The sequence below is a fragment of the Streptomyces sp. NPDC021224 genome (genome assembly GCF_044332905.1).
Classification (GTDB): Bacteria; Actinomycetota; Actinomycetes; order Streptomycetales; family Streptomycetaceae; genus Actinacidiphila.
In genome coordinates this window covers 392279-415138 of the sequence record NZ_JBIRPW010000003.1, presented here as the reverse complement: position 1 = coordinate 415138, position 22860 = coordinate 392279, and the positions used below count along the sequence as shown (strand labels likewise).

The following is a 22860-nucleotide window of genomic DNA, read 5'->3' as shown; positions in this document are numbered from 1 at the left end:
CGCCGGGCAGGGCAACCACCAGGGGCGCGTGGGGGCACCTCCCGGGCGGAGCCTGGGGGAGAACTGCGCGACCGGCCCACCACCGGCGGAAGGTCGCGCGGCCCGCCGGAAGGGGCAGCCCGTTGCGGAAAACGGGGCGCGCGCCGCGCGGGGCTGAAGGTAGCGTGCGAGGCGTGAGCCTTGAGCGGATTGGCGGCTTCGCCGCGATGTCGGTCGTGCTGGTCCTGATCCCGGGACCGAGCGTCCTGTTCGTGCTCGGACGAGCACTCGCGCACGGGCGCCGCACGGCCCTCGGCAGCGTGCTGGGCAACGCCATCGGCGCCTACGTACTGAGCGCCACCGTCGCGATCGGCCTCGGCGAGCTCGTCTCCCGCTCGGTCGCGCTGTTCGCGGCGCTCAAGCTGGCCGGTGCGGCCTACCTCGTCTTCCTCGGCGTGAAGGCCTTCCGGCAGCGCCGGGTGCTGGCCGGGGCGATGAGCGGGGAGGAGCCCGCGGAGGGGGCCCCGGCGGCGCGCCGCAGCGATGTGCGTACGCTGTGGGAAGGCTTTGTCGTGGGTGCCACGAACCCCAAGACGATGGTGTTCTTCGCCGCCGTCCTGCCGCAGTTCGTGGACCGCGGCGCGGGCCGCGTGCACGAGCAGATGCTGCTGCTCGGGCTCGTGTTCACGGTGATCGCGCTGCTCTTCGACAGCATGTGGGCGCTGACCGCGTCGGCCGCGCGGACCTGGTTCGCCTCGTCCCCGCGGCGGCTCGCGGCGGTGGGCGGGACGGGCGGTCTGGCGATGATCGGCCTGGGCGTGGCGGTCGCCGTGACGGGGCGCGCCGACTCGTAGGGCCTGGTCGCCCGGCATGTGATCAGGCGCACACACCGGGCGTCAGCGAAACGTTTGCGTTTCGATAAGGGCCGACGTAACGTCGTTCGAGTACGAAACCGTTTCGTTCTTCCTGCGGTACTGCCGTACAGCCCTACATCCCAGCCCGGGAGCTCCGCCTGATGTCATCCCAGTCCGCGGCCGACGTCCCCGTCGACCGGCTCACGAAGTCCGCGCCGGGCACCTCCGGCGGCGCGCCCGCACCCACCGAGCGGGCCAACCACCGCTGGTGGGTCCTGGCCGTCATCGCCATAGCCCAGCTCATGGTCGTACTCGACGCCACCGTCGTGACGATCGCCCTGCCCTCCGCGCAGGAGGCGCTGAAGTTCTCCGACGGCAACCGGCAGTGGATCGTCACCGCCTACTCGCTGTCCTTCGGCTCGCTGCTGCTCGTCGGCGGCCGGCTCGCGGACCTCATCGGCCGCAGAATCGTCTTCCTCGTCGGCGTTGTCGGCTTCGCGGGCGCCTCCGCGCTCGCCGGTGCCGCCCAGAACTTCGAGGTGCTGGTCACCGGCCGCGCCCTCCAGGGGCTGTTCGGCGCCCTGCTCGCCCCGGCGGCGCTCTCGCTGCTCAACACGACCTTCACCGACGTGAAGGAGCGCGCGAAGGCGTTCGGCATCTACGGTGCCATCGCGGGCGCCGGCGGTGGTGTCGGCCTGCTGCTCGGCGGTGTGCTGACCAAGAACCTCAACTGGCGCTGGACGCTCTACGTCAACCTGATCTTCGCGGTGGTCGCGTTCATCGGCGGCATGATGCTGCTGCGCAAGGGCGCCCCCGCCGACCGGCACCGGCTGGACATCCCCGGCACCCTGCTGGTCACCGTCGGCCTCTTCGGCATCGTCTACGGCTTCTCCAACGCCGAGACGCACGACTGGAGCTCCCCGCTGACCTGGGGCTTCCTGGCAGGTGGCGCGCTGCTGGTGGCCCTGTTCAGCTGGTGGCAGACCCGGATCGCGCACCCGCTGCTGCCGATGCGCGTCCTGCTGGACCGCAACCGCGGCGCCTCCTTCACGGTGCTGGCCATCTCCGGCGCGGGCATGTTCGGCGTCTTCCTCTTCCTGACGTACTACCTCCAGCTGACCCTGCAGTACGACGCGGTCAAGACCGGTCTGGCGTTCCTGCCGATGATCGGCGCCCTGATGGTCGCGGCGCAGCTCACCACGAACACCCTGCTGCCGAAGTTCGGCCCGCGGTGGATCGTCACGAGCGGCATGGTGCTCGCGGCCGGCGGTATGGCCTGGATGACGAACCTGGGCCTGACCAGCAGCTACGCCGCGAACGTGCTGCCGCCGCTGCTGGTGACCGGCTTCGGCATCGGCCTGGTGATGCCCGCCGCGATGAGCGTGGCCACCGAGCGGATCGCCGAGCAGGACGCGGGTGTGGCCTCCGCGGCCGTCAACACCATGCAGCAGGTGGGCGGTTCGATCGGCACCGCGCTGCTGAACACGCTGGCGGCCAGCGCGCTGTCCTCGTACCTGGCCGGCCACACCGGCCCGATGGCCAAGGCGAACGCGGCGCTGCACAGCTACTCCACCGCCTACTGGTGGTCGGCGGGCTTCTTCCTGGTCGGCGGTGTCCTCGCGGCGTTCATGTACCGCAGCGGGCGCACCCAGCCGGCCGACGGCGAGGCGGTCAAGGCCGTCCACATGTGAGCCACCGGGGCGCGGACCGCGCCCCGGGCTCCCCGAAGCACCCGGTGCCGACTGAGCGGACGGCACCGGGCCGGGGGCCGGCAGCCGGGTCATCGTGGGGACGGGACACCCGGCATCACCGGCCCCCCAACACACCACCGCCCCGCCGGTCGCGTCCCCCGCGCGCCGGCGGGGCGGTCTCGCGTCCGCGGCCGCGGCTCACCCGGACGGCCGTCGCGCCGCGGGGGCGCGGCTGGGGCCGCGGCTACCGTGGAGGCCATGGAAGCCAGCGTGCGGCCGCTGTACGTCCCGGTACGGTCCGGGCCCGCCGGGCTCGTCGTCCGGCTGTGGCGCACCCCCTCGGGGGGCCGGACGGCGGTGGGCTTCACCTCCGACCGGCGGCTGCGGGCGGCGCTCGGCCCCTGCCAGCCGTGGATCCGGCTCTCCCCGAGCGCGCTGCGCCGCCTGTCGGAGCCGCTGGGCGCGACGTCCCTCACGGTGGACCCGCTGCTCTTCTCGCGCCCGGCGGGCACGTCCCGGACGGCCTGACACGCTACCCGGGCTGGACGTCCCCGGAGGTCGTCGCGGGGACCTCGCGGCGGGCGGGCAGGTCGCCCGGGGGGATGCCGGGGTGGTGCTGGGCCGCGGACAGCCGCGGGCCCGCCGCCGGGGGGCCGTCGCCGAGGGCGAGCCGGGAGACGATGCGGTAGCGGTCGCCGCGGTAGACGGAGTGCACGTACTCCACCGGCCGCCCGTCCGCGTCCTTGGTGAGCCGCTCGAAGAGCAGCGCGGGCGACAGCACCGGCACCCCGATGAGCCGCGCCTCCTCCTCGTTGGTGACGGTGGGCTCGATGGACTGCACGGCCTCGTGCACCCGTACCCCGTGCCGCTCCCGCAGGAAGTCGTAGAAGTCGCCGGACTCCATGTCGCCGGGCACGAGTCCGGGCACGATCGCGGCGGGCACGTGCAGATATTCGATGGCCATGGGCTCGTCGTCGACGAGCCGCAGCCGCGCGATGTAGGTGATCTCGGCCGCCGGTGAGATGTGCAGCCGGCGGCCGACGCGCGCACCGGCCTGCACGGTGGTGAACTCCAGGACGCGGCTGGCCCAGGTGCCCGACGCCTGCGGCAGGCGGTAGGCGTCGCGGGCCGGGGCGAGTTCCTGGGTGATCTTGGCGCGGGCGACGAACATCCCGCGGCCGTGCTCGCGCACCAGCAGCCCGGTGGTGACCAGTTCGTCGACGGCGGAGCGCAACGTCGGCCGGGAGACGCCCAGTTGCTCGCACAGCGTGCGTTCGGAGGGGATGGGGTCGCCGGGGGCGCAGGACTCCACGAGTTCCATCAGGTAGTCGCGGACCCGCTCGCGTTTCACCGCGGAGCGCGACGGCTCGCTGACCATGACGTGTGTCCCTTCCCGTCGGCACCCCGGCGGTGGCTTGTCCACCCTCGTCCGCCGAGGTTATCCAGATGTTGACCAGCGCGCCAGCCACTGTGAGCAGCCGCAGCGCATGACACGACCGTATACGACCCGATTTTCGGGTCGTGCGCAGGGCCTTGACGTGACCAGTGGTCTATGCCACCTTCGGCGCACAGCTCTAGACCACTTGTAAGTGGTAAACACCAGCCCGCGCTTCCGAGGTGACATCCCCCGTGAGAACCCCTGTGCGATCCAGACTTCTCCCCGCCGCCGCGCTCGCCCTCGCGGCCGCCCTGAGCCTGACCGCCTGCGGCGGCTCGTCCTCCGACTCCTCCGACAAGTCCCCGGGCTCCGCCGGGGGTTCGGGCTCCCCGGCGAAGCTCACCGTGTGGTTCATGCAGGACAGCATGTCGGACGCGGTGGTCAGCCGGTTCAAGACCAGCTACGAGGCCGCGCACAAGGGCGTCACCCTGGACATCCAGATCCAGCAGTGGGACGGCATCGGCCAGAAGATCATCAGCGCCCTGGCCAGCAAGGACGCCCCGGACGTCATCGAGGTCGGCAACACCCAGGTCGCCCAGTACGCGGCCAGCGGCGGTGTCACGGACCTGACCGACAAGGTCACCGACCTCCAGGGCTCCGACTGGATCCCCGGCCTCGCCGACCCCGGCAAGATCGACGGCAAGCAGTACGGCGTCCCCTGGTACGCCGCCAACCGCGTGGTGATCTACAACAAGGACCTCTTCGCCAAGGCCGGCATCACGGCGCCGCCCAAGACCCGCGAGGAGTGGATCCAGGACACCACCAAGCTCAACTCCGGCGGCAACGACGGCATCTACCTGCCCGGCCAGACCTGGTACGCGCTCGCGGGCTTCGTCTGGGACGAGGGCGGCGACCTGGCCGTCAAGGACGGCGACAGCTGGAAGGGCGCGCTGGACACCCCGCAGGCGCAGGCCGGGATGGCCTTCTACAAGCAGCTCCAGGCGCTCGGCAAGGGCCCCAAGGACTCCGACGAGGCCAAGCCGCTGCAGGCCGACGTCTTCGCCAAGGGCAAGACCGCGCAGATCATCTCGGTGCCCGGCGGCGCCGCGGTCATCGAGCAGGCCAACCCGGCGATGAAGGACAAGATCGGCTTCTTCACGATCCCCGGCAAGACCGCCGACAAGCCCGGCGCGGTCTTCACCGGCGGCTCCGACCTGGTGATCCCGGCGGCCTCCCGGCACCAGGACCAGGCCTATCAGGTGGTCAAGGCGCTCGCGGGCACGGACTTCCAGACCGACATGGCCAAGGCGATGAGCTACGTGCCCAACCGCACCTCGCTCGGCTCGGTGCTGGCCGGCAACCCGGGCGCGTCGGTGATGGCGGCCGGCGCGGTGAACGGCCACGCCACCCCCAACTCCCCCAACTGGGCGGCGGTCGAGGCGAACAACCCGATCAAGCAGTACATGACGCAGGTGCTCACCGGAGCCGACCCGGCTACCGCCGCGAAGACCGCCGACGACGCGATCGACAAGGCCCTCGCCTCCGCGTCCTGACCGCTCCCCCCGCAGGTCCGGGCAGCGCGCCCGGACCCCCGGCCCCGCCCCGCCGACACCCCGAGGAGTCCCCGTGCCCACCGCCCGCTCCGCCGCCGCGCCCCGGCCGGCCGTCATGGATCCGCCGCAGCCGGCGCCGCCGCGGGCCCGCGCGGGCCGCCGGCGGGGCCGGGCGCTCGCCGCCCTGTGGCCGTACCTGCTGATCGCCCCGACCGTGGTGGGAGCGGCGTTCCTGCTGGCCTATCCGCTGGTCAGGAACATCGTGATGTCCTTCCAGCACTTCGGCCTCGGGGAGCTGATCCGCGGCGGGGCGACCTGGGCGGGCTTCGCCAACTACCGGGCGGTGCTGGACGATCCGGAGTTCTGGACGGTCGTACGGCGCACGGTGTGGTGGACCGCGCTGAACGTCGTGCTGATCATGGTGCTGGGCACGCTGGTGGCGCTCATGCTGGTCCGGCTCGGCAAGCGGATGCGGCTGGCGGTGATGAGCGGGCTGGTGCTGACCTGGGCGACCCCGGTCATCGCCGCCACCACCATCTTCCAGTGGCTCTTCCAGTCCCGTTTCGGAGTGGTCAACTGGGCACTGGTCAAGCTGGGCTTCGACTCCTACCGCAACTACTCGTGGTTCGCGCACGGCACCGCCACCTTCTCGATCCTCGTGGTGCTCGTGGTGTGGCAGTCCGTGCCCTTCGCGGCGCTGACCCTCTACGGGGGCCTGACGACGATCCCGGCGGAGCTGTACGAGTCGGCGCGGATCGACGGCGCGGGCGCCTGGAAGTCCTTCCGGCTGGTGACCTTCCCGATGCTGCGGCCGCTGTTCGCGCTCGTCACCTCGCTCGAAGTGATCTGGTGCGCCAAGGCGTTCACCCAGATCTGGGTGATGAGCGAGGGCGGCCCCAACGGCGCCACGACCACCCTCCCGGTCTACGCCTTCCAGATCGCCCAGAGCCTGCACAAGTACGACCTGGGCGCGGCCGTCTCCACCCTGACCGTACTGATCCTGCTCGGCGCGCTCGTGTTCAACCTGCGCCGGATGTTCCGCCAGGAGGGCGCGCTGTGACCGCTTGGACCACTGGTAAGGCGCCGCGGACGCTCCGCCGCCGGCCGCGCGCGCGGCGGCTGCCGCTCAACCTGGCCGCGCTGCTGACCCTGGCCGTCTCGGTCTTCCCCGTCTACTGGATGGTGGTGACCGCCTTCAAGCCGTCCGCCGACATCCAGTCCGACACCCCGTCCTTCCTGCCGCTGCACCCCACGCTCGCGCACTTCCGCACCGCCGTGGACTCCCCCGGCTTCGGCACCTTCTGGCGCAACAGCCTGACCGTCACACTCGGCGCGGTGCTGATGTCGCTGGTGGTGGCACTGCTCGCGGCCTTCGCGGTCGGCCGGATGCGGTGGCACGGGCGGCGCGCCTTCCTGCTGATGGTGTTCGTCGCGCAGATGGCGCCGTGGGAGGCGCTGCTGATCCCGATGTACGTCATCGCGCGGGACACCGACATGCTCGACAAGCTGTCGATGCTGACGCTGGTCTACTTCATGACGACGCTGCCCTTCACCATCGTCACGCTGCGCGGCTTCCTCGCCGCGATCCCGGTGGAGCTGGAGGAGGCCGCCCAGGTCGACGGCTGCACCCGGCCCGCGGCCTTCCGCCGGGTGACGTTCCCGCTGCTCGCGCCGGGGCTGCTGTCCACGTCGCTGTTCGGCTTCATCACGGCGTGGAACGAGTTCGCCTTCGCCAACACGCTGATCATCAAGAACCAGGACGCCCGTACGCTGCCGGTCTGGCTGGCGTCGTTCAGCAACGTCTTCGGCACGGACTGGGGCGCCACGATGGCCGCCTCGTCGCTGTTCATGCTGCCGGTGCTGGTGGTCTTCCTGCTGCTCCAGAACCGGGTCACCTCGGGCATGACCGCGGGGGCCGTCAAGGGCTGACCCCTCCCCCGCCGCCGCACCGCGGCCCCACCGTACGCCCCTGTCCCGCGCTCCCCGCCGAGCGCGCGCCCCGCCCTGCCCTGGAGAGCGACTGCCGTGATCATTCCGCACCCCACCCAATACGCCCGCATCCCCGGCCACTTCACCTTCGACGAGTCCACCGCCGTACGGGCCGACGGCGCCGCGGCCGGCGCGGCCCGGCTGCTGCGCACGCTGCTCGCGCCCGCCACCGGGCTGCCGCTGCGGTCCTCCCCGACGGGCACCGTCGTCCTGGTCGTCGACGACATGCTCGGCGGGCTCGGCGACGAGGGCTACGGCCTGACCGTCGGCCCCGACGCGGTGCTGCTGCGCGCGGCCCGCCCGGCGGGGCTGCTGCGCGGTGTGCAGACGCTGCGCCAGCTGCTGCCGCCCGAGGCGCTCGCGGCGCAGCCGGTGACCGGCGTGCCGTGGCGCATCCCCGGTGTGCAGATCACCGACGTGCCGCGGCACCCGTGGCGCGGGGCGATGCTCGACGTGGCCCGGCACTTCCTGCCGGTGTCCTTCCTGCGCCGCTTCACCGACCTGCTGGCCTTCCACAAGCTCAACGTGCTGCACCTGCACCTCACCGACGACCAGGGCTGGCGGATGCCGGTCGCCGCCTTCCCGCGGCTCACCGAGATCGGCGGGCGGCGCGGCGGCGACACCCCGCACGAGGGCGCCTACACCGCGGCCGAGCTGCGCGGCCTGGTCGCGTACGCCGCCGAGCGCGGGGTCACCGTGGTACCGGAGATCGAGATGCCCGGACACACCCGGGCGGCGCTCGCGGCCTACCCGGAGCTGGGCAACGTGCCCGGACGGCAACTGGACGTGTGGACCGAGTGGGGCGTGTGCGACACCGTCCTCGGCGTCCACGACGAGGTGCTGGACTTCTGCCGCACCGTGCTCGGCGAGGTGCTCGACGTCTTCCCGTCCCGCTATGTCCACATCGGCGGCGACGAGTGCCCCGTCACCGAGTGGGAGACCGGGACGGCGGCGCGCGAGCGGGCCGCGCGGCTGGGCCTGGAGTCGCCCAAGGCGCTGCACGGGTGGTTCCTCGGCCAGGTCGGCGACTTCCTGCTGGCGCAGGGCCGGCTCCCGGTGTGCTGGGCGGAGGACTCCGGGGCGCCGCCCGCGGACTTCACCGTCATGCCGTGGCGGGACGCCGACCACGGGCTCGCCGCCGCCCGGCGCGGCCACGACGTCGTCATGACGCCCTACCGCTCGACGTACCTGGACTACCCGCAGGCCGCCGGTCCCGACGAGCCGCGCGGCCAGGCCGGCGGGGTGCTGGACCTGCGCGCGGTGCACGCCGGCGACGCGGTGCCGCCCGGCTGGGAGCCGGAGGCCGCCGCCCGGGTGCTCGGCACGCAGGGCCAGCTGTGGACGGAGTACGTGACCACCGCCGCCCAGGCCGAATACCTCGCCTTCCCGCGGCTGGCCGCGCTCGCCGACCGGGCGTGGAACCCGGCGAGCAGCTGGTCGGCCGACTTCCGCCCCGCGCTGCGCCACCACCAGTCCCGGCTGGACGCGCTGCGCGTGCACCACCGCCGCGAACCCGGCGGCGCCCCCGCGACGGCGTCCTCGCGCTGACCCGCGGGACTCGCGCGGCCCCCCGACCCGCCGGGCCCCGAGCCCGGCGCGCACCACCTCCCTCCCCTCGGCCCACTTGGCCCACCGGACCCACCCACCCCACTGGAAAGGGATCACCGTGTCAGGTAAGACCGCACGAAGCACCACCGCACGCACCGCACGCCGCCCGGTCCGCATGCGCGCCGCCATGGCGCTGTGCGCGGCCGCCGGGCTCGGCTGCGCGGCCCTCACCGCGCTGCCCGCCTCCGCCGCGCAGGACGCGCTCACCGCGCAGTACCGCACCAGCGCGACGGGCGCGACCGCCGACCAGACGGAGCCCTGGCTCCAGGTCACCAACACCGGCAGCTCGTCCGTACCGCTCAGCCAGGTCACCCTGCGCTACTACTTCAAGTCCGACGGCCCGTCCGTCACCTACCGCTTCGCCTGCTCGTGGGCCGTCAAGGGCTGCGCGAACATCACCGGCACCTTCGGCACCCTCGCCCACCCGACCGCGACCGCCGACCGCTACCTGGAGATCGGCTTCACCTCCGGCGCCGGCTCGCTGGCGCCCGGCCAGAACACCGGCGACATGCAGCTGCGCTTCTACCGCGCCGACTGGCAGACCCTCACGCAGTCCGACGACTACTCCTTCGGCGCCACCCAGACCTCGTACGCGAACTGGACGAAGGTCACGGTGCAGGAGAACGGCTCGGTCGTCTTCGGCACCGCGCCCGCGGGCAACGACCCCACCTCGCCGCCCACCACCCCGCCGACCACCCCGCCCACCTCCGGAGGAGGCGGCGACGACCCGGGGGCGCCCGCGCTCTTCGACGACTTCTCCTACACCTCCAGCTCCGACGCGGCCGTCTCCCAGCACGGCTGGACGGTCAAGTCCGGCCAGGGCGGTCCGGGTGTGGCGGGCGCGACCTGGTCGCCCGGCGACATCACCTTCGCCGCCGACGGCAGCAGCAACCGCGTCATGGACCTCAAACTCACCACCGACGGCACCGCGTCCGGCACCCGGGAGACCGAACTCCAGACCACCGCGCGGAAGTTCAAGAACGGGACGTACGCGGCCCGGGTCCGCTTCGGCGACTCCCCGGACAGCGGCCCGGACGGCGACCACATCAACCAGACGTTCTTCACCTTCACCCCGCTCAACGCGCCCATGGATCCCGACTACAGCGAGCAGGACTTCGAGTACCTGCCCAACGGCGGCTGGGGCGAGACGCAGAACATCATGTACGAGACGTCCTGGGAGACGTACAACCCCGACCCGTGGAACGCCGTCAACACCCACGGGCAGCAGTACGGCAGCCTCAACGGCTGGCACGACCTCCAGATCACCATCGACAACACCAACATCACCTACTACATCGACGGCCAGGTCGTCGCGACGCACGGCGAGCCGTACCTGCCCGAGACGCCGCAGTGGATCGACTTCAACCACTGGCTCATCGACCTCACGGGCCAGACCAGCAGCACCTCCCGCTCGTACCACGAGCAGGTGGACTACGTCGCCTTCGTCAAGGACCAGGTGCTGACCCCCGCGCAGGTCAGCGCGCGGGTGGCCGGATACCGGGCGGCGGGGACGACCTTCACGGACACCGTGCCCAATCCGTGAGCCGTGAGCCGCGCCCGGCGGGTTTCCGTTATCCGCCGGGCGTGGCACCGTCTCCTGTCCGGGGGAAGAAGCGCCGTCCGCACGGCGCGGACGGACGACGGACGACGGAAGATCGGAACGGAGCAGCATGCGCGCAGACGGCCGTGTCGGACCCGACCCCGCACTGGTGGCGGCCGCGCGGGCGGGCGACCAGCAGGCGCTCGACCGGCTGGTCGCGCAGTGCCTGCCGCTCGTCTACAACATCGTGGGCCGCGCGCTCGACGGGCACGACGACGTCGACGACGTGGTCCAGGAGACGCTGCTGCGGGTCGTCCGCGGGCTGGACGGCCTGCGCGACCCGGCGGCCTTCCGCTCCTGGCTGGTGGCCATCGCCGTACGTCAGGTCCGCGACCGCGAACAGGCCCGCAAGGCGTCCTGGCACCACCGCACCGCACTGGACGCCGCCGAGCTGATCCCCGACCCGGCCTCCGACTTCGCCGCCCTCACCATCCTGCGGCTCGGCCTCACCGACCAGCGCCGGGAGATCGCCGAGGCCACCCGCTGGCTCGACGGCGACGACCGCACCCTGCTCGCGCTGTGGTGGCTGGAGGAGACCGGGGACCTCGGCCGCGCCGAACTCGCCGACGCGCTCGGCCTGTCCCGGCAGCACGCGGCGGTCAAGGTCCAGCGCATGAAGGAGCAACTGGACGTCTCCCGCGCGGTGGTCCGCGCGCTCGGCGCCACCCCGCCCTGCGACGGGCTGCGGCACGCCGCCGCCGGGTGGGACGGGGTGCCGAGCCCGCTGTGGCGCAAGCGCCTGGCCCGGCACATCCGCGGCTGCGCCGACTGCACCGCCCGCACGGGCGGACTGCTGCCGATGGACCGGCTGCTGAGCGGGCTGCCGCTGCTGCCGGTGCCGATCGGGCTCGGACTCGGCCACGCGGCGGGCTCCGGGGCCGCCGCCGCGGGTGCCCTCGACCCCGCGGGCCTCGCAGGGCCCGCCCCCACACCCCCCACCCAGGCCGCGCCCCATGCCGCGGCCCCGCGCACCGCTCCGGCACACCCCCCACGCCGGAGCGGTGCGCGGCACGGACACCGGGCCAGGCCCCGGCTGCTGCACGGCCCCGCCGGGGCGACCACGGCCGCGGCCGGCACCGTCGCCGCGGTCGCGGCCGGTGCGCTGCTCGCCGTCCACCTGTCCGCGGGCGGCGACTCGGCGCCCGCCGCGGACGCCTCCGCCACGCCGCGCCCGGCGGCGAGCAGCACGTCGGCCGCCGCCGCGCCCACCACCGCCGCGCCGTCCCCCACGACGCCCTCGGCCTCCCCCACCCCGTCCTCCGCGACGCCCTCCGCCAAGGCCACCGCCCACGCCCCGGCCGAGGCCGCGCCGCCCGTCGCTCCCGCGTCCTCGACCCGCAAGGGCGTCGGCGTCTGGACCTTCGACGGGGTCAACTCCGCCCTCGGCAAGTCCGGCGCGAGCTGGTACTACACCTGGTCCACCACCCACGGCGGCGTCAGCGGCCCCGGCTTCGTCCCGATGATCTGGGGCTCCGCGAGCACCGACGCGGCCTCGCTCGCCCAGGCGAAGAAGGCCGGCCCCTACCTGCTGGGCTTCAACGAGCCCGACATGTCCGGGCAGTCCGACATGAGCGCGGACCAGGCGCTCGCCCTGTGGCCGAAGCTCATGGCGAGCGGGAAGGTGCTGGGCAGCCCCGCCGTCGCCTACGGCGGCGACACCCCGGGCGGCTGGCTGGACCGGTTCATGTCCGGGGCGAAGGCCAAGGGCTACCGCGTCGACTTCATCGCCCTGCACTGGTACGGCGGCGACTTCCGCACCCCCGAGGCGGTCGCCCAGCTCAAGTCCTACCTCCAGGCGGTGTACAACCGCTACCACAAGCCGATCTGGCTCACCGAGTTCGCGCTCATCGACTTCTCCCACGGCACGCGCTTCCCGACCGACGCCCAGCAGGCCGCGTTCGTGACGTCCGCGACGAAGATGCTGGACGGCCTGCCCTACCTGCAGCGGTACGCGTGGTTCGGCCTCGGGGCCGACGACACGAAGCCCAGCAGCGGGCTCTTCCGCAGCGGGGCCGCCGAGACGGCCGCGGGGCGGGCGTTCGAGGCGGCGCGGTAGGGGCGGCGCGGCCCGCCCGGGGCTCAGGCCGCCGTGAAGGTCACCTCGGGCGCAGCCCCCGCGTCCGTCGTGGCCAGCAGGCGCAGGCCCTCCGACGTCAGCGACGCGCGGTCCGCCGCCGCCAGCGGGGCAAAGTGCGTGACCTCCACCGCCGCCGTCCCCCGTGCCCGCGCGAAACGCCAGGTGCCCGCCACGAAGCCGTCGACCAGGATCGTGCCGCGCACGATGCCGTTGACCGTCATCACGCGCGAGCGGTACGCCTCCGGCACGATACGTGTCCGGTCCACGTGCGACAGCAGGACGTTGTCGAAGTCCGCGACGAGCCGCGCCGTCACCGGCACGTCCGGGTCGGCGAGTTCCGCCTCCGGCAGGTCGTACAGCTCCCGGCCGTCGTCGGTCGTGTACGTGCGCAGGTCCAGCGGCGCGAAGGCGGACCTCAGCCCCGTCAGGCCCGACCACTTCTGGAGGTCCGCGGGGGTGGCGGGGCCGAAGGCCGCGAGGTAGCGGCGGACGATGTCCGCGCTGTCCGGCGCCGTGTCGGCGGCCTCCTCCCCGAGCCACTCCTCCAGCAGGGCGTACGTCGTCTCCCCGCCCGCGCCCCACACCCCGCGCGGCGGCAGCTGCACGAGCGGCAGCCACGACCGCAGCGCGTTCACCAGCGCTGCCGGGTCCGCGGCGGGGAAGCGCGGGGCGAGCGCCGCGCGCAACTCCGCGGGGGTGCGCGGCTTCTCGCGCAGCAGCGCCCGCCCCTCGGCGGTCAGCGCGGCCTCGTCCGCCCCCGCCAGCCCCCTCGCCCACTGCGAACTCGCGAACGACCGCCGCAGCATCGGATCCACCCACGGCCGCAACCGCGACGCGTCCCGCGCCGTCACCAGATGCACGGTGCTGCGCATCATCGCCAGCCGGACGACCCGCCGTTCGGTGAGCAGCCGCCCCAGCTCGGCCACGTCGAAGCCGTCGAGCCGGCTCCACAGCCCCGGATACGGGGAGGAGGGCACCTGCGACTGCATCCCGAGCAGATGCCCGACGACATCCTCGGCGCCGGTCGCAGGCCCCGCCCGGTGCAGGAGGAGCTGACGGCTGAGCAGTGTCCGGTTGAGCGTGCGCAGACTGAGGGGCATGGACCTTACGGTAGGTCCCGATGCGGACAGGTGCGGTCCGCGACTGCCCCTTTGCCCGGCTGGGGGGCGTACCGCGCGCCGGCGGCGGGAGGGAGCCGGTGCTCAGGCCGCCTGCTCCGCCGTGCGCGGGGGCGCGGCGGCGGGCGTCCGCCGGTGGTCGGGGAGATCCCGTACGCGGCGGATCGGGGAGAGGACGAGGATCAGGGCGGCGAGCGGGATGCCCGCCGTCATGACGGTCATCGCGGCGCGGGGGCCCAGGGCGGTGCCGAGGGCGCCGCCGAGGAGCGCGCCGAGCGGGATCGTGCCGTAGCCGAGGAAGGCGGCGCTCGCGGTGAGGCGGCCGAGGAGTTCGGGCGGGCAGTAGCGCTGCTGGAAGCCCGCCTTGACGACGTTGCCGCCGACGACGCCCGCGGTGACGCAGAAGCCGCCGGTCACGAAGAGCAGTACCCCGGCGCCTCGGGTGGTGAGCGGCATGAGCAGGGCGAGGACGGGGACGGCCAGTTCGAACAGCAGCGTGGCGCGGGCGGTGCCGATGCGGCGGGCGACCCGGCGGGCGGTGAAGGCCCCGGCGACGCCGCCGGTGCTGGTGGCGGCGATGAGCGTGCCGACGAGGCCGGGAGGCAGGCCGACGGTGCGGACGAGGAAGACGACCTGGAGGGACTGGTAGCCCATGAGGGCCAGGTTGGAGGCGGCCCCGAAGAGGGCGAAGGTGCGGAACCACGGGTCGCCGACGATGAGCCGCAGGCCCGCGCGGACCTCGGCGCCGAGCGCTCCGCGGACGCGGCGTCCGGTGCGGGCGGGGCGGGGCTCGCGGTGGCGGATACCGGCCAGGCACAGCAGCGAGACAAGGAAGGTCGCGGCGTTGGCGAACAGCCCGTTGACCGCCCCGGCGGCCTGCGCGATGACACCGCCCGAACCGAGCCCGGCGAACTGCGCGGCGGACGCGCTGCCGTGCAGCTTGGCGTTGCCCTCGGGCTGGTCGGCGGGTTCCAGGAGGGTGGGGAGGTAGGCGGTCCAGGCGGTCTGGAAGAAGACCGCCGCGGTGCCCGTCAGCAGGGCCACCGTGAGAAGCAGCCCCATGCTCAGCAGCCCGCACCGCGCGGCGAGCGGCGCCGCGGTGAACAGCGCGAGGGAGGCGGCGGCCGAGGACATCATGACCGGGCGGCGCGGCAGCCGGTCCACCCACGCGCCGACGGGCAGGCCGATGAGCAGCCAGGGCGCCCAGGCGCTCGCGCTCAGCAGCCCGACCTCGAACGTCCCGGCGTGCAGCACGGAGACGGCGATGAGCGGCATCGACACCCCGGTGACGGACGCGCCGAACTTGCCCGCGGTCTCGCCGCACCACAGCAGGCGGAAGTCCCGGTGGCGGCGCAGCAGCCCGCCGCGTGCGCCGCCGCTCATCCGGTGCCCCGCGGTCTGCGCGGGAAGGACTGCAACTGGACGACGACGGGGAGCGCGCCGGGTGCGGGCTCGGTACCGGGGGCCGGGGTGTGGCGTGCGACGACGTCGGCGAGTTCCGCGTTGAGCGCCTTGAGCTGGTCGGGCGTCAGCCGCAGGTCGCGCCAGTCCGCGACGGTGCCTGCGGCGCGCCAGGCGGTGTCCCAGTCCTCGTTGACGTAGGCCGTGACGCGGCTGAAGTACTGGTGCAGCAGTTCGTGCAGGTAGACACCGAAGGCGCCGCGGGTGTCGGGGTCGTCGCGGAAGTCGGCGCTGTTCAGCTCGTTCCTGGTGTCCACCCGGCGCCACCAGCGCTCCCGCTTGGTGCCGCGGCCGACCTCCTCCTCGATGAAGTCGTGCTCGGCCAGGTGCCGCAGGTGCCAGCTGACGGTTCCGGTGTTCTCGCCGAGGCGTTCGGCGAGCGTGGTGGCGGTGGCCGGGCCGTCCAGGCTGAGGATCTCGAAGATCTTCATGCGCAGGGGGTGGGCGAGCCCGCGCAGGCTGCGGGCGTCGATCCGGCGGGTGGGCGGCGGGGGCGCGGGTTCCCCGGGCGGGGTCGGGTCGGTCATGGGAGCAGCATAGATTGCAGAGGATCCTCTGCATAGAGTCGTCTGCAGAGATTCCTCTGCATGATGGGCGGACCGCGCCCCCACCGGAGCCGTACGGGCGCGGTCAGGCGGGCAGGGCGTGGATGGGCATGGACGCGCCGGTCAGCGGCATCCCCGTGGCGCCCGTGCGGCACGCCAGGATCTCCGCGGTGACCGACAGCGCCGTCTCCTCCGGCGTGCGGGCGCCGAGGTCCAGCCCGATCGGGGAGTGCAGCCGGGCCAGTGCCGCGGCAGGGACACCGGCCGCGCGCAGCCGGGCCGTCCGGTCGGCGTGGGTGCGGCGCGAGCCCATCGCCCCGACGTAGCCGAGCGGCAGCCGAAGCGCCCGCGCCAGGACGGGCACGTCGAACCGCGCGTCGTGGGTGAGGACGCACACCACGGTACGGGCGTCGAGGCGGCCGGCCGCGGCTTCGGCGTCCAGGTAGCGGTCCGGGTGGTCGACGACGACCTCGGCCGCGTCCGGAAAGCGCCGCGGGGTGGTGAAGACGGGCCGCGCGTCGCACACCGTGACCCGGTAGCCGAGGAAGGATCCGGCGCGGGCGAGCGCCGCGGCGACGTCCGTCGCGCCGAGGACGAGCATCCGCGGCGGCGCGGCGGCGCACTCGGCCAGCAGCGTCAGCGGCTCGCCGCACCGGCTGCCGTCCGCGCCGATCACGAAGGTGCCGGTGCGCCCGGCGGCAAGCAGCGCGCGGGCCCCGTCGGCGGCGGTGGCGTCGCGCCGCTCGTCGCCGAGGCCGCCCTCGTAGGGCAGGTCCGGGCGTACGAGGAGGGCGCGGCCCAGGAGTTCGGCCGGGCCCGCCACCACCCGGGCCAGCGCCGCCATCTCACCGGAGGCGAACGCGGCCAGCGCGGCGGCGAGTTCGGGCCGGGCAGCGGGGTCGACGCGCTGGACCAGGACGTCGATCGCGCCGCCGCAGGTCAGGCCGACGGCGAAGGCGTCGTCGTCGGACCAGCCGTAGCGGCGCAGCAGCGGCCGCGCCGACTCCCCCGCGGCCAGGGCCTCCTGGCACAGCAGGTAGACGTCGGCCTCCACGCACCCGCCGGACACGCTGCCGACGGCGGTGCCGTCCGCGTCGACGGCGAGCGCGGCTCCGGGCTGCCGGGGCGCGCTGCCGCTGACGGCCACGACCGTCGCCACGGCGAAGGGGCGGCCCGCGGCGCACCACCGGTGCAGGTCGGCTGCGATGTCGAGCATCGCCTTCACCTCCTCGGGGGCCGGTGGGACGTGTGGGTGCGGGGCGGTCCCGCCGGGTGGGGACGGACGCGGACGGACGCGTCCTAGGGTCCGGTCAGGTGTTCCGGGCGGACCGGGGTGCGGGTCAGGGCGCGGCCGGTGGCCTGCCGGATGGCGGCCAGGATCGCCGGGGTCGAGGACAGCGTGGGCGCCTCACCCACCCCGCGCAGGCCGTACGGGGCGTGGGTGTCGGCGAGTTCGAGGATGTCGACGGGCATGGGCGGGGTGTCGAGGATGGTCGGGATCAGGTAGTCGGTGAAGGACGGGTTGCGGACCAGCGCGGTGGTGGGGTCGATGACGATCTCCTCCATCACCGCCACCCCGAGGCCCTGGGTGCTGCCGCCCTGGATCTGGCCGGTCACCGACAGCGGGTTGACGGCCTTGCCGACGTCCTGCGCGCACGCCAGCTCGACGACCTTGACCAGGCCCAGTTCGGTGTCGACCTCGACGACGGCGCGGTGCGCGGCGAAGCTGTACTGGACGTGCCCGTTGCCCTGCCCGGTGCGCAGGTCGAAGGGCTGGGTGGGGCGGTGGCGGAATTCCAGCTCCAGGTCGATGGCCTGGTCGCCGAGCACGTCGGCGAGGCCGGCGAGTACCTCGCCGCCTTCGGTGGCCACCTTGCCGTCCTCCAGGACGAGTTCGGCGGTGGCCCACGCCGGGTGGTGGCTGCCGAACCTGCGGCGGCCGAGGTCGAACACCCGCTCCCGCACGGCCTCGCAGGTGTGCTTGACGGCGCCGCCGGTCATGTACGTCTGGCGGGAGGCGGACGTGGAGCCGGCCGAGCCCACGGTGGTGTCGGCGGGCGCCAGGGTGACCTGGGCGACGCCCAGTTCGCTGCGGGCGATCTGCGCCTGGACGGTCACCCCGCCCTGGCCGACCTCGGCCATCGCGGTGTGCACGGTGACGACGGGCTCCCCGGCGACGGCCTCGATGCGGACGCGCGCCGTGGAGTAGTCGTCGAAGCCCTCGGAGAAGCCGACGTTCTTGATGCCGACGGCGTAGCCGACCCCGCGCACGACGCCCTCGCCGTGCGTGGTGTTGGACAGCCCGCCGGGCAGGGCGCGCAGGTCGGGGCCCTCGGTGGTCTCCCACTGGCGTTCCGGCGGCATCGGGCGGGCCTTGACGCGGCGCAGCAGTTCGGCGACGGGCGCGGGGGCGTCGACGACCTGCCCGGTGGGCATGACCGAGCCCTGGCTCATGGCGTTGCGGCGCCGGAAGTCGACCGGGTCCAGGCCGAGTTCGGCGGCGAGCTTGTCCATCTGGGCCTCGTAGGCGAAGCACGCCTGGACGGCGCCGAAGCCGCGCATCGCCCCGCAGGGCGGGTTGTTGGTGTAAAGGGCGAGCGCCTCGATGTCGACGTCGTCCACGACGTAGGGGCCGACCGCGAGCGAGGCCGCGTTGCCGACGACGGCGGGCGAGGAGGAGGCGTACGCGCCGCCGTCCAGGACGATGCGGCAGCGTACGTGGGTGAGTTTGCCGTCGCGCGTCGCGCCGTGCTCGTAGGCGAGCCTGGCGGGGTGGCGGTGGACGTGGCCGAAGAAGGACTCGAAGCGGTTGTAGACCATCTTCACCGGCTTGCCGGTGCGCAGCGCCAGCAGGCAGCCGTGGATCTGCATCGACAGGTCCTCGCGGCCGCCGAAGGCGCCGCCGACGCCGGACAGCGTCATCCGCACCTTGCGCTCGGGCAGGCCCAGGACGGGGGCGATCTGCCGCAGGTCGGAGTGCAGCCACTGGGTGGCGACGTAGAGGTCCACGCCGCCGTCCTCGGCGGGCACCGCGAGGCCCGACTCGGGGCCGAGGAAGGCCTGGTCCTGCATGCCGAAGACGTACTCGCCGCGTACCACGACGTCGGCCCGCGCGGCGGCCGCGGCGGCGTCGCCGCGCACGACCGGCTGCCGGTGGACGACATTGGGGTGCGGGACGTGCGCCGCGTGGTGGTCGTCGCGCGCCTCGTGGACCAGGACGGCGCCGGGACCGGTCGCGCTCGCCTCGTCCGTCACGACGGGCAGCGGCGCGTAGTCCACCCGGATCTTCGCGGCGGCGCGGCGCGCGGTCTCCGGGTGGTCGGCGGCGACCAGCGCGACCGGCTCGCCGTGGTGGCGGACCTTGCCGTACGCGAGGACGGGCGTGTCGCGGAACTCCAGCCCGTAGTGGCGCACGTCGGTGGGCAGGTCGTCGTGGGTGAGCACGGCGTACACGCCGGGGGTCGCGAGCGCCTCGGAGGTGTCGATCGCGGTGATCGTCGCGTGCGCGACGGTGCTGCGCAGCGTGTGGCCCCACAGCATGTCCTCGTGCCACAGGTCGGAGGCGTACGCGAACTCGCCGGTGACCTTGAGCGTGCCGTCCGGGCGCAGGGTGGACTCCCCCACACCGCCCGCGCGGCCGGAACTGGACTGGGTGAGGCCGGTGGGGGCGAGGCGGGTGCCCCGGGCGGAGTCCATCGCGTTCACCCGGCCTGTCCGGTACGGGCGGCCGCGAGGCGGACCGCGTCGAGGATCTTCTCGTAGCCCGTGCAGCGGCACAGGTTGCCCGACAGCGCCTCGCGGATGTCGGCGTCCGACGGCGAGGGGTTGCGCTCCAGCAGCTCGTCGGCGGCGACCAGCAGGCCCGGCGTGCAGAAGCCGCACTGCACGGCGCCCGCGTCCACGAACGCCTGCTGCACGGGAGCGAGTTCGCCGTCCGGTCCGGCCAGCCCCTCGACGGTGTCGACCCGGCGGCCCTCGGCCTGCCCCGCCGCGACCAGGCAGGAGCACACCAGGACGCCGTCCAGGCGCACCGTGCACGAGCCGCACTCGCCCTGCTCGCAGGCGTTCTTGGCGCCCGGCAGGCCGAGCCGCTCACGCAGCACGTACAGCAGGCTCTCGCCCTCCCAGACGTCGTCGGCCTGCCGGCGGCGGCCGTTGACGGTGAACGTCACGCGCATGTCCTGCTCCCCCTCTCGTCGCGGTACTGCCGCCAGGTCCATTCCAGGGTGCGCCGGGCGAGCACGCCCAGCGCGTGCCTGCGGTACGTGGCGGTGCCGCGCACGTCGTCGATCGGGCTCGCGGCTGCGGCCACCAGGGCGGCGAACTCCCCGGCCGCGGAAGGCGGTACGGGCCGGCCGCTGTCCCACAGCCCCTCCTCGTCGAGCACCGCGGCCAGGAACTCCTCGGCGGTACGGGCGCGGACCGGGGTCGGCGCGGCCGAGCCGATGCCGGTGCGGACGGTGCGGGTGTCCGGGTGCAGGGCGATGCCGAAGGCGCACACCGCGATCACCATCGCGTTGCGCGTGCCGACCTTGGAGAACTGCTGCGGGCCGGTCGCCCTGGTCACGTGCACGGCGCGGATCAGCTCGTCGGGCGCGAGCGCGTTGCGCTTGACGCCGGTGTAGAAGTCGTCGATGGGGATCATCCGCCGCCCCCGCACCGACTCCGCCTCGACCCGCGCGCCCGCCGCGAGCAGCGCCGGGTGGGCGTCGCCCGCGGGCGAGGCGGTGCCCAGGTTGCCGCCGACCCCGCCGCGGTTGCGGATCTGCGGCGAGGCGACCGTACGGCTGGCGAGCGCCAGGCCCGGCAGCTCGCCCGCCAGGTGGTCGATGACCTGGGCGTACGGGACGGTGGCGCCGAGCCGTACGTCCGGCCCGGCGCTCTCCCAGCGGGCCAGCTCGGCGATCCGGCCGAGATCCAGCAGCTGCCGCGGCCTGCGGTGGTCGTAGGTGATCTCGACCATCACGTCGGTGCCGCCCGCGAGCGGCACGGCCTCGGGGTGCGCGGCCTTGGCGGCGAGCGCCTCCTGCCAGCTGGCAGGGCGCAGGAAGTCCATGCGGTGCCTCACTCTTCGTCTCGGCGCGGGCGGCGGCTCTTCCTGTCCTGTTACACGCTGCGTACGCCCAGTACACGGCGGCTGGGCCGTCCGGGTGCAGTCACCGAAACCATGAAGCGCTTGGCTGGCCACACCCCCCGTCTTGTAGATTCCTCTGAAAGAGACCGTGCGGAAACCTCACGGTTTCCCACCGGCCACACCGGACGCCGGCCGGCCACCCGCGGGCCCCGCGGCGGCACGGCACCGGACCGAGCACGACAGGACAGGGCGACCACGATGCGGCTGCGCGCGCTCCTCGACACCGGAACCCTCGGCCTGCGGCTGCTGGGCGGCGAGGCCGAACTGGACCGCACCGTCCGCGGCGTGATGACCACGGACCTGCGCGACCCCAGCCGCTACCTCAGCGGCAGCGAACTGGTGCTCACCGGGCTGACCTGGCGGCACACCCCCGCCGACAGCGAGGCGTTCGTCCGGCTGCTGGCGGCCGCCGGGGTCGCCGCGCTCGCCGTCGGCGAGGCCGAGCTGCGCGGGGTCCCCGACGACCTCGTCGAGGCGTGCGCCCGGCACCGGCTGCCGCTGCTCGCCGTCGACGAGCGGGTCGCGTTCGCCACCATCACCGAGTACGTCGCCCGGCAGGTCTCCGGCGAGCGCGCCGGAGACCTCGCGGCCGTCGTCGAACGCCACCGGCGGCTGATGTCCTCCGGCCCCGCGGGCGGCGGCCCGGACGCCGTCCTCGACCTGCTCGGCAGCGACCTCGACCTGCGGGCGTGGGTGCTGTCCGCCACCGGGCGGGAGATCGCCGGGCCCGGCCGCCCGCTGCCCCCGCACCTGGGCGCCGAACTCGCCGGAGCCCAGCAGGCCGCCGCCCGCACCGGCCGCCGCGGGCCCTACCGCATCGCGGTGCAGGGCCGGACGTACTCCCTCTTCCCGGTACGCGGCGGAGCCGCCGACACCGACCCCCGCGCCCGGGTGCTCACCGACTGGTTCCTCGCCGTCGAGGCCGACGCGGGCGACTGGCCCGACGAACGGCTCGACCTGCTGCGCGGCGTCACCCAGCTGATCGCCGTCGAACGCGACCGGCGCGACGGCGCCCGGGCCGTCGGACGGCGGCTGGCCGGGGAGATCTTCGACCTCGTCGCGGGCGGCGGCGCCCCCGCCGAGACCGGCGCCCGGCTGCGCGCCGCCGCCCCCGTCCTCGCCCCCGGCGCCGAGGGCCCGACCTACTGGCAGATCGTCGTCGCCGCCGTCGACTGGCCCGGCGGTGGCCCCGCCGCCGGGCCCGCCGCGCAGGCGCTGCTCGAAGAGGTACTGGCCGGCCCCGCCGACGGCGGACCCGGACGCGTCGCCGTCGCCCACGCCGAGGGCCAGGCCATGGCGCTCGTCCCGCTCACCGGAGCCGCGCACGCCCCCGGCGAACCCGGCGGCCCCCACGACCCGCTCACCGCCGACTCCCTGCACGCCCTGCTGCGCGGCCCGCTCGCCCGCGGCCTCGGCGACGGGGGCCGGCTCACCGCGGGCGTCAGCGCCGCCGTCTCCTCCCCCGAAGGCCTGCGCGGCGCCCTGGAGGAGGCCCGGCACGCCCGCCGGGTCGCCGCCGCCCGCCCCGGCACCGTCTCCGTCGCCGGGCACGAGGAACTCGCCTCGCACGTCCTGCTGCTGCCCTTCGTCCCCGACGACGTCCGCCGCGCCTTCACCGCCCGCCTCCTCGACCCGCTGCGCGCCTACGACCGGCGGCACCGCTCCGACCTCATCACCACCCTGGAGGCCTTCCTCGACTGCGACGGCTCCTGGACCCGCTGCGCCACCCGGCTGCACCTGCACGTCAACACGCTGCGGTACCGCATCACCCGCATCGAGCAGCTGACGGGCCGTGACCTGTCCCGTCTCGAGGACAAGCTGGATTTCTTCCTGGCACTCCGGATGAGCTAGTGATCCCGTTCACAAGATGTGA

Annotated in this window: 18 protein-coding genes; 10 read left to right on the top strand and 8 right to left on the bottom strand. The window is 74.1% G+C overall.

Translation table 11 applies throughout. From position 1 onward, the window contains the following. Positions 1-206 precede the first annotated feature (206 nt). The 3 genes from ACH4PY_RS10265 to ACH4PY_RS10255 all read left to right on the top strand — a co-directional run bounded on the left by ACH4PY_RS10265 (position 207) and on the right by ACH4PY_RS10255 (position 3052). Entirely contained in the window at positions 207-833 is a 627-nt protein-coding gene (locus ACH4PY_RS10265; protein WP_398179303.1) for a LysE family translocator, read from the top strand. Positions 834-994: 161 nt separating this feature from the next. Further along, on the top strand, positions 995-2524 hold the full coding sequence (locus ACH4PY_RS10260) for an MFS transporter (protein ID WP_398178486.1): 1530 nt from the start codon (positions 995-997) through the stop codon (positions 2522-2524). 258 nt (positions 2525-2782) lie between these two features. Beyond that, positions 2783-3052: an SAV_915 family protein gene (locus ACH4PY_RS10255; RefSeq protein ID WP_398178483.1), complete on the top strand. Its 270-nt coding sequence runs from the start codon at positions 2783-2785 to the stop codon at positions 3050-3052. A gap of 4 nt (positions 3053-3056) precedes the next feature. Here the strand turns inward: ACH4PY_RS10255 and ACH4PY_RS10250 are convergent, their stop codons facing one another. Next, entirely contained in the window at positions 3057-3902 is an 846-nt protein-coding gene (locus ACH4PY_RS10250; protein ID WP_398178480.1) for a GntR family transcriptional regulator, read from the bottom strand. A gap of 263 nt (positions 3903-4165) precedes the next feature. On the opposite strand from ACH4PY_RS10250, the gene ACH4PY_RS10245 reads away from it, so the two are divergent. The 6 genes from ACH4PY_RS10245 (at position 4166) to ACH4PY_RS10220 (ending at position 12708) form a co-directional block, all read left to right on the top strand. Further along, positions 4166-5455: an extracellular solute-binding protein gene (locus tag ACH4PY_RS10245; RefSeq protein WP_398178477.1), complete on the top strand. Its 1290-nt coding sequence runs from the start codon at positions 4166-4168 to the stop codon at positions 5453-5455. Between the two features lie 115 nt (positions 5456-5570). Further along, positions 5571-6515 (top strand): carbohydrate ABC transporter permease, encoded by a 945-nt coding sequence (locus ACH4PY_RS10240; RefSeq protein ID WP_398179300.1) that lies wholly within the window; start codon positions 5571-5573, stop codon positions 6513-6515. Next, positions 6512-7384: a carbohydrate ABC transporter permease gene (locus ACH4PY_RS10235; RefSeq protein ID WP_398178474.1), complete on the top strand. Its 873-nt coding sequence runs from the start codon at positions 6512-6514 to the stop codon at positions 7382-7384. Before ACH4PY_RS10240 ends, ACH4PY_RS10235 begins: the two co-directional genes overlap by 4 nt. Positions 7385-7480: 96 nt before the next feature. Further along, positions 7481-8992 carry a beta-N-acetylhexosaminidase gene (locus ACH4PY_RS10230; RefSeq protein ID WP_398178472.1) on the top strand — a complete coding sequence of 504 codons (1512 nt, stop codon included), beginning with the start codon at positions 7481-7483 and terminating at the stop codon, positions 8990-8992. A 175-nt stretch (positions 8993-9167) separates the two neighbouring features. Beyond that, positions 9168-10595, top strand: coding sequence for a cellulose binding domain-containing protein (locus ACH4PY_RS10225; protein ID WP_398179297.1), 1428 nt, complete (start codon positions 9168-9170; stop codon positions 10593-10595). Positions 10596-10722: 127 nt separating this feature from the next. Continuing rightward, positions 10723-12708 (top strand): sigma-70 family RNA polymerase sigma factor, encoded by a 1986-nt coding sequence (locus ACH4PY_RS10220; RefSeq protein ID WP_398178469.1) that lies wholly within the window; start codon positions 10723-10725, stop codon positions 12706-12708. A 23-nt stretch (positions 12709-12731) separates the two neighbouring features. Here the strand turns inward: ACH4PY_RS10220 and ACH4PY_RS10215 are convergent, their stop codons facing one another. The 7 genes from ACH4PY_RS10215 to ACH4PY_RS10185 form a co-directional block, all read right to left on the bottom strand. Then, complete coding sequence (locus ACH4PY_RS10215) at positions 12732-13829, bottom strand: winged helix DNA-binding domain-containing protein (protein ID WP_398178466.1); 1098 nt, start codon at positions 13827-13829, stop codon at positions 12732-12734. A 102-nt stretch (positions 13830-13931) separates the two neighbouring features. Then, positions 13932-15230 (bottom strand): MFS transporter, encoded by a 1299-nt coding sequence (locus tag ACH4PY_RS10210; RefSeq protein ID WP_398178463.1) that lies wholly within the window; start codon positions 15228-15230, stop codon positions 13932-13934. Continuing rightward, entirely contained in the window at positions 15227-15835 is a 609-nt protein-coding gene (locus ACH4PY_RS10205) for an ArsR/SmtB family transcription factor (RefSeq protein WP_398178460.1), read from the bottom strand. Before ACH4PY_RS10205 ends, ACH4PY_RS10210 begins: the two co-directional genes overlap by 4 nt. A 103-nt stretch (positions 15836-15938) precedes the next feature. Next, entirely contained in the window at positions 15939-17069 is a 1131-nt protein-coding gene (locus tag ACH4PY_RS10200) for an XdhC family protein (protein WP_398178457.1), read from the bottom strand. 83 nt (positions 17070-17152) lie between these two features. Beyond that, positions 17153-19549, bottom strand: a complete 2397-nt coding sequence (locus tag ACH4PY_RS10195) for a xanthine dehydrogenase family protein molybdopterin-binding subunit (protein WP_398178454.1) — start codon at positions 19547-19549, stop codon at positions 17153-17155. A gap of 5 nt (positions 19550-19554) precedes the next feature. Next, complete coding sequence (locus ACH4PY_RS10190; protein WP_398178452.1) at positions 19555-20031, bottom strand: (2Fe-2S)-binding protein; 477 nt, start codon at positions 20029-20031, stop codon at positions 19555-19557. After that, positions 20022-20909, bottom strand: coding sequence for an FAD binding domain-containing protein (locus ACH4PY_RS10185; protein ID WP_398178449.1), 888 nt, complete (start codon positions 20907-20909; stop codon positions 20022-20024). The genes ACH4PY_RS10190 and ACH4PY_RS10185 overlap by 10 nt, the downstream gene beginning before the upstream one ends. A 276-nt stretch (positions 20910-21185) precedes the next feature. Here ACH4PY_RS10185 and ACH4PY_RS10180 point away from each other — a divergent pair, with 276 nt between their 5' ends. Then, positions 21186-22838 carry a PucR family transcriptional regulator gene (locus ACH4PY_RS10180; RefSeq protein WP_398178446.1) on the top strand — a complete coding sequence of 551 codons (1653 nt, stop codon included), beginning with the start codon at positions 21186-21188 and terminating at the stop codon, positions 22836-22838. Positions 22839-22860 lie beyond the last annotated feature (22 nt).

Bases quoted from the DNA above. Each gene is read 5' to 3' on its own strand.
- ACH4PY_RS10265 (WP_398179303.1), top strand. From the start codon at position 207: ATGTCGGTCGTGCTGGTCCTGATCCCGGGACCGAGCGTCCTGTTCGTG.
- ACH4PY_RS10260 (WP_398178486.1), top strand. From the start codon at position 995: ATGTCATCCCAGTCCGCGGCCGACGTCCCCGTCGACCGGCTCACGAAG.
- ACH4PY_RS10255 (WP_398178483.1), top strand. From the start codon at position 2,783: ATGGAAGCCAGCGTGCGGCCGCTGTACGTCCCGGTACGGTCCGGGCCC.
- ACH4PY_RS10250 (WP_398178480.1), bottom strand. From the start codon at position 3,902: ATGGTCAGCGAGCCGTCGCGCTCCGCGGTGAAACGCGAGCGGGTCCGC.
- ACH4PY_RS10240 (WP_398179300.1), top strand. From the start codon at position 5,571: ATGGATCCGCCGCAGCCGGCGCCGCCGCGGGCCCGCGCGGGCCGCCGG.
- ACH4PY_RS10225 (WP_398179297.1), top strand. From the start codon at position 9,168: ATGCGCGCCGCCATGGCGCTGTGCGCGGCCGCCGGGCTCGGCTGCGCG.
- ACH4PY_RS10220 (WP_398178469.1), top strand. From the start codon at position 10,723: ATGCGCGCAGACGGCCGTGTCGGACCCGACCCCGCACTGGTGGCGGCC.
- ACH4PY_RS10215 (WP_398178466.1), bottom strand. From the start codon at position 13,829: ATGCCCCTCAGTCTGCGCACGCTCAACCGGACACTGCTCAGCCGTCAG.
- ACH4PY_RS10210 (WP_398178463.1), bottom strand. From the start codon at position 15,230: ATGAGCGGCGGCGCACGCGGCGGGCTGCTGCGCCGCCACCGGGACTTC.
- ACH4PY_RS10205 (WP_398178460.1), bottom strand. From the start codon at position 15,835: ATGACCGACCCGACCCCGCCCGGGGAACCCGCGCCCCCGCCGCCCACC.
- ACH4PY_RS10200 (WP_398178457.1), bottom strand. From the start codon at position 17,069: ATGCTCGACATCGCAGCCGACCTGCACCGGTGGTGCGCCGCGGGCCGC.
- ACH4PY_RS10195 (WP_398178454.1), bottom strand. From the start codon at position 19,549: ATGGACTCCGCCCGGGGCACCCGCCTCGCCCCCACCGGCCTCACCCAG.
- ACH4PY_RS10190 (WP_398178452.1), bottom strand. From the start codon at position 20,031: ATGCGCGTGACGTTCACCGTCAACGGCCGCCGCCGGCAGGCCGACGAC.
- ACH4PY_RS10185 (WP_398178449.1), bottom strand. From the start codon at position 20,909: ATGGACTTCCTGCGCCCTGCCAGCTGGCAGGAGGCGCTCGCCGCCAAG.
- ACH4PY_RS10180 (WP_398178446.1), top strand. From the start codon at position 21,186: ATGCGGCTGCGCGCGCTCCTCGACACCGGAACCCTCGGCCTGCGGCTG.